Below are 12,701 nucleotides of genomic sequence, written 5' to 3' on the forward strand. Positions count from 1 at the left end.
CGCACCACTTTGTGCGTGCTGACTGTCGAATTCTTGCGAGGTAGTGACCAGACACTACGAACGGTCGCCCGCACAGTCAAGAGACCATCGAAAGACTGCACACGAGGGTGTGACTCGGAGCGGGCCGATCGTTCGGGTACGGTCCCGGCGTGACGCTCCGACGGACCCTGGCCCGCGCCTACTGGCGCCTGAGCCGCTGGACCCTGCTGACCGAACGCGTGCCGGTCGACGGCGCCGGCCTGCTGATCGGAGCGCCGCACACGTCCAACTGGGACTTCATCCTCATGCTCGCGATCAGCGGCGAGGCCGACCTGACCGTCAAGTGGCTCGGCAAGCACCAATTGTTCCGCGGACCCGCGGGACCGGTCATGCGGGCGCTCGGCGGCATCCCGGTGGACCGTCGCGACCCCGCCGGCCTGGTCGACGAGCTCGTGGCGCGGATCCAGGGCGGCGACCGCTTCTACCTCGTCGTCACCCCCGAGGGGACGCGCAGCGGCTCCGGCTGGAAGTCGGGGTTCTACCGGATCGCCCGCGCGACGGACCTGCCGGTGACGCTCGGCTACGTCGACCGGACCACCATGACGGCCGGCCTGGGCCCGACGCTGCACCTCACGGGCGACGTCACCGCGGACATGGACGAGGTGCGCGCGTTCTACGCCGACAAGTCCGGCTTCGCCCCGTCCCGGCGGACCGAGCCGCGCCTGCGCGAAGAGGCCGCCACCGACTGAGCCGGGCGGCCGGCGCCCGGCGCGCGGGGATCGCCACGATGTCCGACGATGGCAGCGAGACCACGCTCACCGCAGGGGAGGGTCCATGTCGGAGAACCATGTCGCCCGGGCATCCGTCGACGTCCCGGCGTCGGCCGAGACCGTCTGGGACACCCTCGTCGATCCGGAGGCCACCTGGATGATGGGCGCGCGCGTGACCAGCGCCTACGTGGTCGGCGTGCCCATCACCTTCGACGGCGAGTGGGACGGCAGACCGTTCCAGGACCACGGCGAGATCCTCGAGGTCGACCGTCCCCGACGCCTGCGCTACACGCACTACTCACCCCTGAGCGGGCAGCCTGACGTGCCCGAGAGCTACCACCACCTGACGTTCACGTTCGACGAGGACGAGGGGTCCACGACCGTCACGCTCGAGCAGGACGGGAACGGTTCGGCCGAGGAGGCGTCGCACGCCACCGCCAACTGGGAGCAGGTGCTGGGCGCCCTGCGCGACGCGGTCGTTGCGGATGCGGGGCGCGCGGGCTCGTCGTAGCGTCGAGGAGTTGCCAACCCGAGAGGAGTGATTCTGATGGGTCTCGACGACAAGATCAGCAACGCTGCGGAAGAAGCCAAGGGCAAGGTCAAGGAAGCGGCCGGCAAGGCGACTGACGACGAGCGTCTCGAAGCAGAGGGCAAGGGCGATCAGGCCAGCGCGAACGTGAAGCAGGCTGGCGAGAACATCAAGGACGCGTTCAAGTGATCTGACCCGTCCCCGCACCACGCGAAGGCCCCCACCATGGCGGTGGGGGCCTTCGTCGGCGGTGGGGGCCTTCGTCGTCCACAACATCTCTTTCGCAAGAACTATTGCGCAACGACCATTGCGCGTTCTACAGTCGCACCATGAGCACCGAGCAGACCAACGAGACCCGGCTGAGCCGGAGCGACCCGGAGCGGATCCGCGCGCTGGCGCACCCCCTGCGGCTCGCGCTGCTCGAGTACCTCGACGACACCGGCGAGGCCACCGCCACCCAGTGCGCCAAGCACACCGGCGAGTCGGTGGCCAACTGCTCGTTCCACCTGCGCCTGCTGGCCCGCTACGGGTTCATCGAGCCCGCCGAGCCGCGCGGACGTGAGCGGCCCTGGCGCCCCAGCACCCACCGCGAGCAGTTCGTGCCCGACGAGTCGGTCCCCGGGTCGGTGCGCGCGGTCGTCGAGCTGGCCGAGGTCGCCGTCCGCCAGGAGGCCGAGGGCTTCATCGGCTTCCTGCACCAGCGCGCCGACCGTGGCGCGGAGCTGGCCGGCCGGCCGCTCCCGGCGTCGATGACCAAGGACGCCTTCTGGGCGACGCCCGACGAGACGGACGCCCTGCTCCAGGCGGTCGGCGCCCTGCTCGAGCCGTACGTCGCCCGCACCAAGGACGCCTCGACGCGTCCGGCGGGCGCCCTGCTCATGCGCTGGTTCGCCACCAGCCACCCCGACCTCGCGGTCGATCCCGCACCCGGTCCGGAGGCGCCCGACGCCCCCCACCCGCTCTCTCCCGACGCATCCAAGGAGGCGTGACATGGTCGCGCTGACGTACGACGTGCGCACCGTGCGCATCCCCGTCCCCCGGCTGGCGCTCCGCACGCGAGCTCCCCGCCGGACCCCGCGGCCCCGGGTCGTCCTCGAACCCTGGCAGCGAGCCGAGCGGGAGGCCGCGGAGCGCCGTCACGACGCCCACCGCTCCGCGGCGCTCGCTCTGCACCGCTGAGGCTGCGGCACCCACCGCACGGTCGTAGCCTCTGCCCAGGAGGCTGAGCGATGACGCGTTCGACGGAGATCCCGGTGCTGGTGGACCGGCCTGCCACGCCCTACGTGGGCATCAGTGCGTCGGTCACCCCAGGCACGTTCGCCCGCGCCGCGGGTGGGTTCCCGGAGCTGTTCGCCTGGCTCACCGCGCACAGCCTGCACCCGGCCGGCCCGCCCTTCTTCCGGTACGCCGTGATCGACCCGGGACGCGGCATGGTCGTCGAGGCCGGCGTGCCGCTCGCCGAGGCAGTGCACTGGACGGACGGGGGCGTCGTCACCGGCGTCCTGCCTGCCGGTCGGTACGCGGTGACCAGCCACGTCGGTCCGCCCGACGAGCTGGTGCAGGTCGCGGCGGGGATGCAGGCGTGGGCCGCGGCCGAGGGGCTGCGGTTCGACCGCTGGGACACCCCCGAGGGCGAGGCGTGGGGGTGCCGGCTCGAGCTCCAGCTGACGGACCCGCTGATCGAGCCCGAGATGGCGCGGTGGGAGACGCAGCTCGCGCTCCGGCTCGCCGACGACGAGCCGGCCGCCGGCACCGGAGGGGACCTGGGGGACATCGGGTTGCTCTGAGCCATCCGTGCGGGCGTCGGCGTCGAACCACTGCTGACCCATCCGACCCGACGGACGACGGACCCGATGTCCCTGCTAGAGCTGTCGACTCCACCGGTGTGCCTCCCGCGGCGCACCGGCGTGCGGCGCGCGACCGTCGAAGGGCGAGCGGCGATGCGGTGGGGCACACTGGCCCGCGTGGAGCGAGGACCGGACGAGGCTGACGTGCCCCGCTCCGCCGAGTCCCTGCTTGCGGACGTCGCGCAGGGTGACGACTCGGCGTTCGCCGTCCTCTACGACACCCTCGGCCGCGGGGTGTTCGGCACCTGCCTCGGCGTCCTGCGGGACCCCGACCACGCCGCGGAGGTCGCGCAGGAGGTCTGGGTCGAGGTCTGGCGCACCGCCGCCCGGTTCGACGCCGCCCGCGGCTCCGCCCGCACCTGGACGCTGACGCTCGCCCACCGGCGGGCCGTCGACCGCGTCCGTGCCGTGCAGGCCCAGCGCGACCGCGACCAGCGCGTGCTCGACGCGAGCACCGAGCGGGAGTTCGACGTGGTCGCCGACGAGGTGGAGTCCGCTCTCGAGCAGGTCCGCGTCCGCGACTGCCTGGGCACCCTGACGTCCACCCAGAAGCAGGCCGTGGTCCTCGCCTACTACGGCGGCCGGACCTACCGTGAGGTGGCCGACGACCTCGCCGCGCCGCTGCCCACCGTGAAGAGCCGGATCCGGGACGGCCTGCTCCGCCTGCGCGACTGCTTGGGGGTGACGTCATGACGATCTCCGACGACGACCCCCGCTCCCTGCTCGGCGCGTACGCGCTGGACGCCGTGGACCCCGACGAGCGCGCGGTCGTGGAACAGCTCGTCGCCAGCGACCCCGAGGCCGCCGCCGAGCTCGCGCAGCTCGCCGCCGTCGCGGCGACCCTGGGCGACGCCGTCGCCGGCGAACCCCCGGCCGCGCTGCGCGCCTCGGTCCTGGCCGCGATCGCCGACGTGCCGCAGCTCGGCCCGCTAGCAGGCCCGCGCCACGCGGTGGCGGACGCTCCGGCGGGTCCCCCGTCCGCGTCGGATGGCGTCCCTGCGTCGCCCGAGGGTCCCGCATCGTCCGACGCCCAGACGCCGGGCGTCACGAACCTCGCCGACCGGCGTCGTCCGTCGCGCACGCGCTGGCTCGCCGTCGCGGCGGCCGTCGTCATCGGTGCCGCAGTGCCGACCGCGCTCGCGGTCCAGCAGGCGCAGCGCGCCAACGAGGCGGAGCAGCAGCAGCAGGCGCTCGCGGACCTGCTCACCGACCCGTCGGCCGTCGTCGTGCACGGCGACGTCACCGGCGGCGGCACCGCCACGGCGATCCTCACCGACGACCGTGCCCTGTTCAGCGCGACCGGCCTGCCGGACCCCGGCGACGACAAGGCGTACCAGCTCTGGGTCGTCGACGCCGACGGCGCCGCCTCGGCGGGTGTGATGGCCGACGACGCCGGCTCGGTCCGTCAGCTGGCCGACGACTTCACCGCAGGCTCTGCACTGGCGATCACGATCGAACCGGCGGCCGGCTCCACGCAGCCGACGACGGACCCGCTGGTCGTCCTCTCCACCACCTGACCGGCTCCGCCCGCGCCGTCCCGCTGCGCGCCGCCCCGCGCCGTCCCGCACGAGTTCGTGAGTTGCAGGCGTGATCGGCAGTTCGAGCTCACGAACTCGACCGGAACCCACGAACTCGAGGACGGGTGACGGCCGGCTGATCCGCACCCGGACGCGACGAAGCCCCCTCGCCGTACCCTGCGAGGGGGCTCCGCTGCTCGCCCGCTGACCGGGCGAGCGCAGACGGGCCGATCGCCTCAGCGACCGGCCCGTCGGGTCGTCACATCGTCGGCATGAGCACCGAGTCGATGAGGTAGACGGTCGCGTTGGCGGTGTGCACGCCTCCGCAGACGACGGTGGCGCCGTTGACCATCAGCGAGTCGCCGGAGCCGGTGACCTCGACGGTCCCGCCCTGGACGGTGGTCTGCGTGCCGGCCACCATGTCGGGCGACAGCTGCCCGGGCACCACGTGGTAGGTGAGGATCGACGAGAGCGTCGTGGCGTCGGTCTTGAGCGACTCGATGGTGGCGGGGTCGATCTTGGCGAACGCGTCGTCGACCGGCGCGAACACCGTGAACTCGGCACCGTTGAGGGTGTCGACGAGGTTGACGTCGGGGTTGAGCTGCCCGGACACGGCCGCGACGAGGGTGGTCAGCAGCGGGTTGTTGGACGCGGCCACGGCGACCGGGTCGGTCGACATGCCGGTCACCGAGCCGGGGCCGTCGGGGACGGCGGCGGCGTAGTCGGCACAGCCGGGACCGACGAGGTCGGCGGCCGGGTCGGCCGTCATCATGTCGTCCTCGGTCGCCATGTCCGACGGCGTCTCCATGGGCGTCTCCATGGCCGACGAGTCGGAGCCGGCGGTGTCGTCGCTCGCGCCGGAGCTGCACGCGGTCAGGGCGAGGCCCGTGACGCCGGCGAGCAAGACGGCGGCGATGCGGGTGCGGTTCGTGGTGCGCATGGTGACTCCTTTGACGGTTTCCGGTCATCTCTCGGGTGGGGTTCGGGACCGTCGGTGGAGCGGATGGGTGGGAGTTCCGACGAGTTCTCGACCCATCCCCGGGGGCCGCCGCGGCGAACCCCCGCCATGGACCTGCTCACGCTCGCGCTCATCGGGCTCGTCGGTGGCCTCATCACCGGCATCTCGCCGTGCATCCTGCCCGTGCTGCCCGTGGTGTTCTTCGCGGGTGGCGTGCAGGGGGCACGCGGTCGACCCGCCACGAAGGTGGTCTCGGGAGGCGCCGGCAAGGGCGCGGCCGGCTCGGTGGGGGCGATGGCGCAACCGTCGTTCCTCTCGGGGACCCGGGTCGCGACCGGCACCGGCACGACGAGCACCGGATCAGCCCTCGGTGGCGTCGCGATCCTGGAACCGCCTGCCGAGGAGAACGAGAAGCGCGACACGTCGTCGGCGCGCCGCCCCTACCTCGTCATCGCCGGCCTGGTCACCAGCTTCACGCTGGTCACCCTCGTCGGCACCGTGCTGCTGAACCTGCTCGGGCTGCCGCAGGACCTGCTGCGCTGGGCGGGCATCGCGGTGCTGGCGCTGCTGGGGGTCGGCCTGCTGGTGCCCCGGTTCGAGGAGGTCCTGGAGCGCCCGTTCCAGCGGCTGACCCCGAAGCGCGCGCCGGGTGCCGGCCGCGGCGGCTTCGTGCTGGGCCTGGGGCTCGGCGCGGTGTACGTGCCGTGCGCGGGACCGGTGCTGGCGGCGATCACGGTGGCCGGAGCGACGGGCTCGGTGGGCCCGGGCACGGTCGTCCTGACGGTGTCGTTCGCGCTGGGCGCGGCGATCCCGCTGCTGATCCTGGCGCTGGCGGGCCGTCGCGTGGCCGAGCGCATCGCCGCGTTCCGCACCCACCAGCGAGCGATCCGCGCGGCGGGCGGGGTGCTGATGGTCGCGCTGGCCCTGGCGTTGGCATTCAACCTCACCGACGCCATCCAGCGCGCGCTGCCCGGCTACACGGAGCAGCTCCAGGCGAGGGTCGCCGCCAACGAGACCGTGCGCGAGCAGCTGGACCTCGGCGGGCTGGTGACGGACGAGAACCGGCAGCTGGCCGAGTGCAGCAACAACTCCGCGGAGCTCGAGGACTGCGGACCCGCGCCGGCCATCCGAGGCATCGACACCTGGCTGAACACGCCGGACGGCGCCCCGGTGGACCTGGCGGACCTGCGCGGCAAGGTGGTCCTGCTCGACTTCTGGGCGTACTCCTGCATCAACTGCCAGCGCTCGGTGCCGCACGTCACGGCCTGGGAGGAGGCCTACCGCGACGACGGCCTGGTCGTGATCGGGGTGCACACACCCGAGTACGCGTTCGAGCGCGAGACCCGGAACGTCGTCGACGGCGCCGAGCGGCTGGGCATCACCTACCCCGTGGCGCAGGACAACGCGTACGCCACCTGGACCGCCTACCGGAACCGCTACTGGCCGGCGCACTACCTGATCGACGCCGACGGTCAGATCCGCCAGGTGTCGCAGGGCGAGGGCGGCTACGCCCAGACCGAGACCCTGATCCGGGAGCTCCTGACGCAGGCGGACCCGGGGGTGACCCTCGGCGCGCGGACGCAGGTGGACGACACCACCCCGGTGGCCGACGTGACCCAGGAGACCTTCCTGTCGGTGAGCAAGAAGTCCAACGTGTCCGGCGAGTACCGCGAGGGCGAGTCGACGTACACGCTCCCCGAGGACCAGCCGGCGGACACGGTCGCGCTCGGCGGGACGTGGACCACCGACTACCAGGGGGCGACCGCGGGACCCGACGCACGGCTGCGCCTGCGATACCACGCCGAGGTGGTGCAGGTGGTCCTCGGCGGGACGGGGGCGGTCACGGCCACCGTCCGCGACGAGGACGGGACGGTCGTGGACCGGGTGGAGCTGGCGGTCGACGGCTCGCCGCGGGCGTATGCGCTGGTCGATGACGATTCAGTACGCAGCGGCACCGTCGAGCTGACTGCGCAGTCAGGGGTCCAGGTCTTCTCGTTCACCTTCGGGTGACCGGCGACGAGCGTGGAGCAACCGCTCAGATACGCCCGAGCGGGTGAAAAGGGCGTATGTCCGGTTCTGGTTGCGGTGACACGCTTCCACGGACTCTCATGTTGCTCTAATGTCGGACTTGTCAGCGAAACGGCAAACCCTCTGCAAGGAGGGGACGCAAAGCCACGGGACCTACAGGGTCAGCCGGGCTACCGAACAGACAGGACAGTCCCATGGACCAGCGCGGATACTCAGCGGACCCTTCCGAGACCTCCAACATCACCCCGGTGATCCCGGCCCTGCGCGTCACCGCGTGGGCTGGGCTGGCTGCGCGTCGCAGCGTGATCGAGCTGGTTCCGGCCCAGCGTGAGCACGCGGCCGCCTGAGCACAGGCACCGCAACCCTCTTCCCAGAACCCCTCGGACCGTCATGGTCCGGGGGGTTCTGTGATGCCGCAGGTCAGGGCCGCGCAGCCGCACGTCGAGGGTGCCGTTTGCGTGGGATGTCCGATACTGTCGGACGCGAGCGAGCTCGCCGCTCGGGGGGCTGCCGTCGAGAGAGGGTGCCATGAACAGCTTCTTGGATTGGTTCTGGCTGCTGGTCTACTGGTTCCTGTTCTTCGCGTACCTCATCATCCTGTTCCAGATCATCGGGGACCTGTTCCGCGACCGGGATCTCGGCGGATTCGCGAAGGCCGTGTGGCTCATCGCGCTGGTCTTCCTCCCGTTCCTGACCGCGCTGATCTACGTGATCGCCCGCGGCAAGGGGATGGCGGAGCGCCAGGTCGAGGCGATCCAGAAGGCGAAGTCCGACACCGACACCTACATCCGCGAGGTGGCGGGCAAGTCTCCGGTGGAGCACATCGCGGAGGCCAAGGCCCTCCTCGACGCCGGCACCATCGACGCGGGCGAGTTCGCGACGCTCAAGGCCAAGGCCCTCGCCTGACCGGTCGCTCTGACCGACGAGCTGCCTAGAGCTCGCCGGTCTTCTGCAGCACCCGCATGGCCACCCAGCCGAGGGGGATGCGCAGCCAGTAGGTGGCCACGCGGAACAGCACGGCGATCGACGTCGCGATACCGGGGTTGATGCCGGTGATGAAGGTGAGCGTGCTCGCGAGGGACAGCTCGATGGTGCCCATGCCGCCGGGGGTCGGGACGAGGGCGCCCGCGGTGTTGCCCGCCAGGTAGACGAGTGCCACCTGGATGAGCGTGGCGTCCTGCCCGAACGCGGCGAGGCTCGCGTCGAACGCGAAGATGAAGCCGAGCGTCATCAGCAGGTTGCCGCCCACGGCCAGCGCCAGCCGCCAGGGCTGCCCGAGCACCTCGATGAGGCGCGGCCACGTCTGGCGCAGGGTCGGCATGGTCTTGGCCAGCGCCCACTGACGCACCTTGGGCACCAGGAGCGCCGACGCGACCAGCGCGGCGACGATCCCCAGGACGAGCAGGACGACGGGCGAGACCGGCAGCGCCGACTCCTTGTTGCCGGACGCGATGGTCAGGACCAGCAGCAGACCGAGCGTGACGACGAACTGGCTCACCTGGACGAGTGCGACGGTGGCCGCGGCCAGGGTGGTCGACACCCCGCGCTTGGTGAGCATCCGCAGGTTCAGCGCGGCGGGTCCGATGCCGGCGGGTGCGGCCAGCCCGACGAAGGTGGCGGCGGTCTGCACCAGCGTGGCGCGCCACAGCGGGAGCTTGACGGGCGAGAACGCGACGAACGCCAGCGCCGCCCCGACGAGTGTGATGAGCCCGAGCGCGAACGCGACCACCGTCCAGCGCCAGTCACCGGCGGCGAGCGCGGAGGTGATCTCGTCGACGTTGATGCTGGTGATGACGAAGACGATCGCGATGATCGGCACGACGATCGTCAGCACGGTGCGGGCGCCGAAGCGGACCAGCTGCTGCGGCTCCACGTCGGCCTCGGGGAGCCGGGCGACGAGTGCCGACCGGAGCTCCGCCAGCACCTTCTTGTCCGCCCGCATCTCGTCGCGGGTCAGGCGGGGCAGCGTGATCGTCTGGAGCAGGGGGCCGATCGCCGCGACGTGCTCGGCGGGGACGACGTTCGCGGCCGACTCGAGCGCGCGCGTGGCCCCCACCCGCAGGGCGAGCAGCGCGACCAGCTGGGTGACGTCCATGCGACGGGCCAGCTCCGAGGAGGCGACGTCGCCCTGCTCCCAGCTGGTCAGCCAGACGACGGGGCGGCCGACGACCGTCTCGACCAGCAGGACGTCGCTGGTCAGCGAGCGGTGGGCGATCCCGGCGTCGTGCGCGAGCTGGAGCTGCGCCCAGAGCTCCTGGAGGACCTCGTCGGTGAGCTCCTCGGTGGCCAGGTCGCTCAGCGGGACCGCGTGCCCGGGGCGCTCCTGGACCAGCAGCATGGAGTCGTCGGCCTCGGCGATGCTCAGCAGCTTGGGGGTGCGGACGCCGGCGGCGCGCGCGGCGTAGGCGAGCAGGGCGGTCCGCTCGGCCGCCTGTCGCAGCGACACCACCGAGCGCCCTTCGATCCCGCGCAGCCGCAGCGACCGCCACAGCCGGGTCAGCATGCCGACCACCTGCCGGTCGCCGTCCACGACCACCAGGTCCAGCTCGTCGCCGTCGTCGGTCGTCAGCTCGTACACGCGGTGGTCGGTGGAGCGGGTGAGCGCCCGGGCGGCGGAGTCGCCGTCGAGCTCGTCGGCCCCGACCTCGGACTCCGCCTCCGTCGTCGCGTCCGCCACCCGGCTCAGCTGGACGGGCTCGAACCCGGCGCGCCGCACGCCGGCCACCAGGCTCGCCCCGTACGCCCGCTCCGACTGCACGCCGGACAGGTAGCGCACCCCGAGCCCCGTCACCCGGCCGATCAGGAAGGAGACGGCCAGCCCCGGCAGCGAGACGCCGGCGGTGATGAGCAGCACGCCGACCGCGACCCAGATGAGGTTCCACGACCACTTGACCGTCCGGCGGCGACCACGCGGACCGACGACCGTGAGCAGGCCGACCAGCAGCGCGACGTACCCGGGGAGCGTGACGATCCACTCGTTGTCCGACCGGATCGACATGCCGATCACGAGCTCGTCGGACCCGAGCGTGGTGATCGCCCAGTAGACGGCCGCGTTGAGGGCGAGGGCGGCGAGCGCGGCGACCAGACCCTCGACCAGCTGCCGGCCGAGCCGGCGGATTGCGAGCTCGGTGATGACCGCGAGGGGGACGGCGACGATGACGAAGCCCTCGAGCAGCGTGACGGGGACGAAGAGGATCCGCTTGAGCAGCGTGGCGAAGCCCTGGACGTCCTCCGCCACGCCGGTGGTCGTGTTGTGGGCGTACGTCGCCAGCACCAGCACGAGCGCGATGCCGAGGGCGGACAGCACGGTGCCCAGCAGGTCGCTCGGGTGGTGCACGCGGACGGTGGGCACGTCGTGGATCACGACCTCGCGTGCAGGATCTGCCGCCACCTCGACCTCGGCGGGCGCGACGACGTCCGTGGGCGCAGCGGCGTCTGCCGCTGCGCGACTGGCGGGCGTCGCGGGCATAGGGGCGAGTCTAGGCAGCCACGCCGCACGCGCTCGGTAGGGCGCGTGACCTGCCGGGACGGGTTCGCGCGCGTCGGGGTGCTTCGTCCGGATCCTCCAACTAGCGTGAGGAGCGGGATCATGTCGCTCCAACGTGCCGGGAGGCTCCGATGTCCGACGAACTCACGGCCGACGTCTCGTCCGCGCTCCGCCGGATCTGGTGGCTCCCGATCCTGCGCGGCGTGGTGCTGGTGATCCTGGGGCTGTTCATGCTGGTGCAGCCGCTGGGCACGGTGAAGGCGCTCGTGTGGGTGTTCGGGGTGTTCGCGATCATCGACGGGCTGGTGGCCATCGCGCAGTGGCTGGGCAACCGCAAGGAGCCGGGTGCCGGCTGGTGGCTGATCTCGGGCCTCGTCGGCATCGCGTTCGGTGTGACCGCCGTGGTGTGGACCGGGCCGACCGCGCAGGTGATCTTCTACCTGATCGCGCTGTGGGTGCTGGTGCTCGGGATCCTGTCGGTGATTGCCGCGGTGGTCCTGTACCGGTCGCGGGACATCGGCTGGTACTGGGTGCTGACCTTCGGCCTGATCGCGTTCCTGTTCGGGCTGCTGCTGATCATGAACCCGCAGACGTCGGTGAGCGTCATCGTCGTGCTGCTGGGCCTGTACGCGTTCGTCGGCGGCGTGGTGCTCATCGTGAGCGGCTTCGCCACCAAGCAGCTGGCGAAGCAGCTGGACCAGGGGTCGGCCACGGTCTGACGACCTAGTTCAGCCCGATCGCCGCGAGCCACGCGGCGGGGACGAGCGCGTAGCCGACGAACACGACCATGTCCATGAGCGTGTGCGCCATGACGAGCGGCATGACCCGTCGCCTGCGCCGGTAGTACTCGGCGAACAGCAGGCCCATGATCGCGTTCCCGACGAACGCGCCCCAGCCCTGGTACAGGTGGTAGGAGCCGCGTAGGAGGGCGCTGGCCACGACGATCGCAGGCGCGCTCCAGCGCAGCTCGCGCAGCCGCTCCATGAGGTAGCCGACGACGATGACCTCCTCGAGCAGCGCGTTCTGCAGCGCCGCGAGCAGGAGCACGGGGATGGTCCACCAGGCGGCGTTCAGGGCGGACGCCTGCACCTCGACGGCCAGCCCGAGCGCCCGCGCCGCCGCGTACAGGCCGAGCCCGGGGATGCCGATCAGGGCGGCCAGGCCCACGCCCACCGCGAGATCCCGCCAGGGGCGCGTGAGCTCGAGCCCGATGCGGCGGACCGCCGACTTCCCGTTGGCCGAGAGCAGGTACAGGGCCAGCGCGACCGGGACCAGGGCGAAGCCGATCTGGAGCAGCTGGTAGGTCAGGTCGAGCCAGGGGCGCGGCGAGCGGCTGGGGTTGAGGGTGGTCGACTGGTCGGCCAGCGGGGGACCGGCGGTGAGCCGGTCGATGATGTTGACCACCGCGTAGAGCCCGGACTTGCCCAGCGACAGCCCGAGCACGATCCAGATCTCGGTGGTCAGCCGACGGCGGTAGGCGCGCTGGCTGGGCGGCGGGGCCGCGAGCGCCGAGGCGGCGAGGTCAGGGGTCGCGTCGGCGGGCGTCGGCGCAGTCATGGCTCGCAGCGTAGGCCGCGCACCTGGAC

General features: G+C 72.1%; 15 protein-coding genes and 1 riboswitch. Of the genes, 12 read left to right on the top strand and 3 right to left on the bottom strand.

Annotated features, from left to right (window positions below; translation table 11 throughout):
• The first annotated feature begins 149 nt into the window (after nucleotides 1-149).
• The 8 genes from HP550_RS18495 (at nucleotide 150) to HP550_RS18530 (ending at nucleotide 4,642) form a co-directional block, all read left to right on the top strand.
• Nucleotides 150-728: a 1-acyl-sn-glycerol-3-phosphate acyltransferase gene (locus HP550_RS18495; RefSeq protein ID WP_175349140.1), complete on the top strand. Its 579-nt coding sequence runs from the start codon at nucleotides 150-152 to the stop codon at nucleotides 726-728.
• Nucleotides 729-813: 85 nt separating this feature from the next.
• Nucleotides 814-1,260: an SRPBCC family protein gene (locus HP550_RS18500; protein ID WP_175349141.1), complete on the top strand. Its 447-nt coding sequence runs from the start codon at nucleotides 814-816 to the stop codon at nucleotides 1,258-1,260.
• Between the two features lie 36 nt (nucleotides 1,261-1,296).
• Nucleotides 1,297-1,467 (top strand): CsbD family protein, encoded by a 171-nt coding sequence (locus HP550_RS18505; RefSeq protein ID WP_056086725.1) that lies wholly within the window; start codon nucleotides 1,297-1,299, stop codon nucleotides 1,465-1,467.
• Nucleotides 1,468-1,607: 140 nt separating this feature from the next.
• A complete protein-coding gene (locus tag HP550_RS18510; RefSeq protein WP_175349142.1) occupies nucleotides 1,608-2,267 on the top strand; it encodes an ArsR/SmtB family transcription factor in 660 nt (219 codons plus the stop codon).
• A gap of 1 nt (nucleotide 2,268) precedes the next feature.
• A complete protein-coding gene (locus HP550_RS18515; RefSeq protein ID WP_175349143.1) occupies nucleotides 2,269-2,457 on the top strand; it encodes a hypothetical protein in 189 nt (62 codons plus the stop codon).
• Between the two features lie 50 nt (nucleotides 2,458-2,507).
• Nucleotides 2,508-3,065, top strand: coding sequence for a GyrI-like domain-containing protein (locus HP550_RS18520; RefSeq protein ID WP_175349144.1), 558 nt, complete (start codon nucleotides 2,508-2,510; stop codon nucleotides 3,063-3,065).
• A 177-nt stretch (nucleotides 3,066-3,242) separates the two neighbouring features.
• The gene (gene sigK / locus HP550_RS18525; RefSeq protein WP_343048257.1) at nucleotides 3,243-3,818 is read left to right on the top strand and encodes an ECF RNA polymerase sigma factor SigK; all 576 of its coding nucleotides are present in this window, start codon (nucleotides 3,243-3,245) and stop codon (nucleotides 3,816-3,818) included.
• Nucleotides 3,815-4,642 (top strand): anti-sigma factor, encoded by an 828-nt coding sequence (locus HP550_RS18530; protein WP_175349146.1) that lies wholly within the window; start codon nucleotides 3,815-3,817, stop codon nucleotides 4,640-4,642. Before sigK ends, HP550_RS18530 begins: the two co-directional genes overlap by 4 nt.
• A 259-nt stretch (nucleotides 4,643-4,901) precedes the next feature.
• Here the strand turns inward: HP550_RS18530 and HP550_RS18535 are convergent, their stop codons facing one another.
• Nucleotides 4,902-5,582: a fasciclin domain-containing protein gene (locus HP550_RS18535; protein WP_175349147.1), complete on the bottom strand. Its 681-nt coding sequence runs from the start codon at nucleotides 5,580-5,582 to the stop codon at nucleotides 4,902-4,904.
• A 126-nt stretch (nucleotides 5,583-5,708) separates the two neighbouring features.
• Here HP550_RS18535 and HP550_RS18540 point away from each other — a divergent pair, with 126 nt between their 5' ends.
• From HP550_RS18540 to HP550_RS18550, 3 genes are all read left to right on the top strand, one after another.
• Nucleotides 5,709-7,610, top strand: coding sequence for a cytochrome c biogenesis protein DipZ (locus HP550_RS18540; RefSeq protein ID WP_175349148.1), 1,902 nt, complete (start codon nucleotides 5,709-5,711; stop codon nucleotides 7,608-7,610).
• A gap of 121 nt (nucleotides 7,611-7,731) precedes the next feature.
• Nucleotides 7,732-7,806, top strand: a riboswitch (cyclic di-GMP riboswitch).
• Nucleotides 7,807-7,822: 16 nt separating this feature from the next.
• Nucleotides 7,823-7,975, top strand: coding sequence for a hypothetical protein (locus HP550_RS18545; RefSeq protein ID WP_175349149.1), 153 nt, complete (start codon nucleotides 7,823-7,825; stop codon nucleotides 7,973-7,975).
• Nucleotides 7,976-8,156: 181 nt separating this feature from the next.
• Nucleotides 8,157-8,534 (top strand): PLDc N-terminal domain-containing protein, encoded by a 378-nt coding sequence (locus HP550_RS18550; protein WP_175349150.1) that lies wholly within the window; start codon nucleotides 8,157-8,159, stop codon nucleotides 8,532-8,534.
• Nucleotides 8,535-8,559: 25 nt separating this feature from the next.
• Here the strand turns inward: HP550_RS18550 and HP550_RS18555 are convergent, their stop codons facing one another.
• A complete protein-coding gene (locus HP550_RS18555; RefSeq protein WP_175349151.1) occupies nucleotides 8,560-11,097 on the bottom strand; it encodes a lysylphosphatidylglycerol synthase transmembrane domain-containing protein in 2,538 nt (845 codons plus the stop codon).
• 149 nt (nucleotides 11,098-11,246) lie between these two features.
• Here HP550_RS18555 and HP550_RS18560 point away from each other — a divergent pair, with 149 nt between their 5' ends.
• Nucleotides 11,247-11,834 (top strand): HdeD family acid-resistance protein, encoded by a 588-nt coding sequence (locus HP550_RS18560; RefSeq protein WP_175349152.1) that lies wholly within the window; start codon nucleotides 11,247-11,249, stop codon nucleotides 11,832-11,834.
• A 4-nt stretch (nucleotides 11,835-11,838) separates the two neighbouring features.
• Here HP550_RS18560 and HP550_RS18565 read toward each other — a convergent pair whose 3' ends face one another.
• Nucleotides 11,839-12,672, bottom strand: coding sequence for a CPBP family intramembrane glutamic endopeptidase (locus HP550_RS18565; RefSeq protein ID WP_175349153.1), 834 nt, complete (start codon nucleotides 12,670-12,672; stop codon nucleotides 11,839-11,841).
• Nucleotides 12,673-12,701: the final 29 nt, after the last annotated feature.

It is taken from the genome of Cellulomonas humilata, from assembly GCF_013359775.1.
Lineage (GTDB): Bacteria > Actinomycetota > Actinomycetes > Actinomycetales > Cellulomonadaceae > Cellulomonas > Cellulomonas humilata.

Bases quoted from the DNA above. Each gene is read 5' to 3' on its own strand.
- HP550_RS18500 (WP_175349141.1), top strand. From the start codon at position 814: ATGTCGGAGAACCATGTCGCCCGGGCATCCGTCGACGTCCCGGCGTCG.
- HP550_RS18505 (WP_056086725.1), top strand. From the start codon at position 1,297: ATGGGTCTCGACGACAAGATCAGCAACGCTGCGGAAGAAGCCAAGGGC.
- HP550_RS18510 (WP_175349142.1), top strand. From the start codon at position 1,608: ATGAGCACCGAGCAGACCAACGAGACCCGGCTGAGCCGGAGCGACCCG.
- HP550_RS18515 (WP_175349143.1), top strand. From the start codon at position 2,269: ATGGTCGCGCTGACGTACGACGTGCGCACCGTGCGCATCCCCGTCCCC.
- HP550_RS18520 (WP_175349144.1), top strand. From the start codon at position 2,508: ATGACGCGTTCGACGGAGATCCCGGTGCTGGTGGACCGGCCTGCCACG.
- HP550_RS18530 (WP_175349146.1), top strand. From the start codon at position 3,815: ATGACGATCTCCGACGACGACCCCCGCTCCCTGCTCGGCGCGTACGCG.
- HP550_RS18535 (WP_175349147.1), bottom strand. From the start codon at position 5,582: ATGCGCACCACGAACCGCACCCGCATCGCCGCCGTCTTGCTCGCCGGC.
- HP550_RS18540 (WP_175349148.1), top strand. From the start codon at position 5,709: ATGGACCTGCTCACGCTCGCGCTCATCGGGCTCGTCGGTGGCCTCATC.
- HP550_RS18545 (WP_175349149.1), top strand. From the start codon at position 7,823: ATGGACCAGCGCGGATACTCAGCGGACCCTTCCGAGACCTCCAACATC.
- HP550_RS18550 (WP_175349150.1), top strand. From the start codon at position 8,157: ATGAACAGCTTCTTGGATTGGTTCTGGCTGCTGGTCTACTGGTTCCTG.
- HP550_RS18555 (WP_175349151.1), bottom strand. From the start codon at position 11,097: ATGCCCGCGACGCCCGCCAGTCGCGCAGCGGCAGACGCCGCTGCGCCC.
- HP550_RS18560 (WP_175349152.1), top strand. From the start codon at position 11,247: ATGTCCGACGAACTCACGGCCGACGTCTCGTCCGCGCTCCGCCGGATC.
- HP550_RS18565 (WP_175349153.1), bottom strand. From the start codon at position 12,672: ATGACTGCGCCGACGCCCGCCGACGCGACCCCTGACCTCGCCGCCTCG.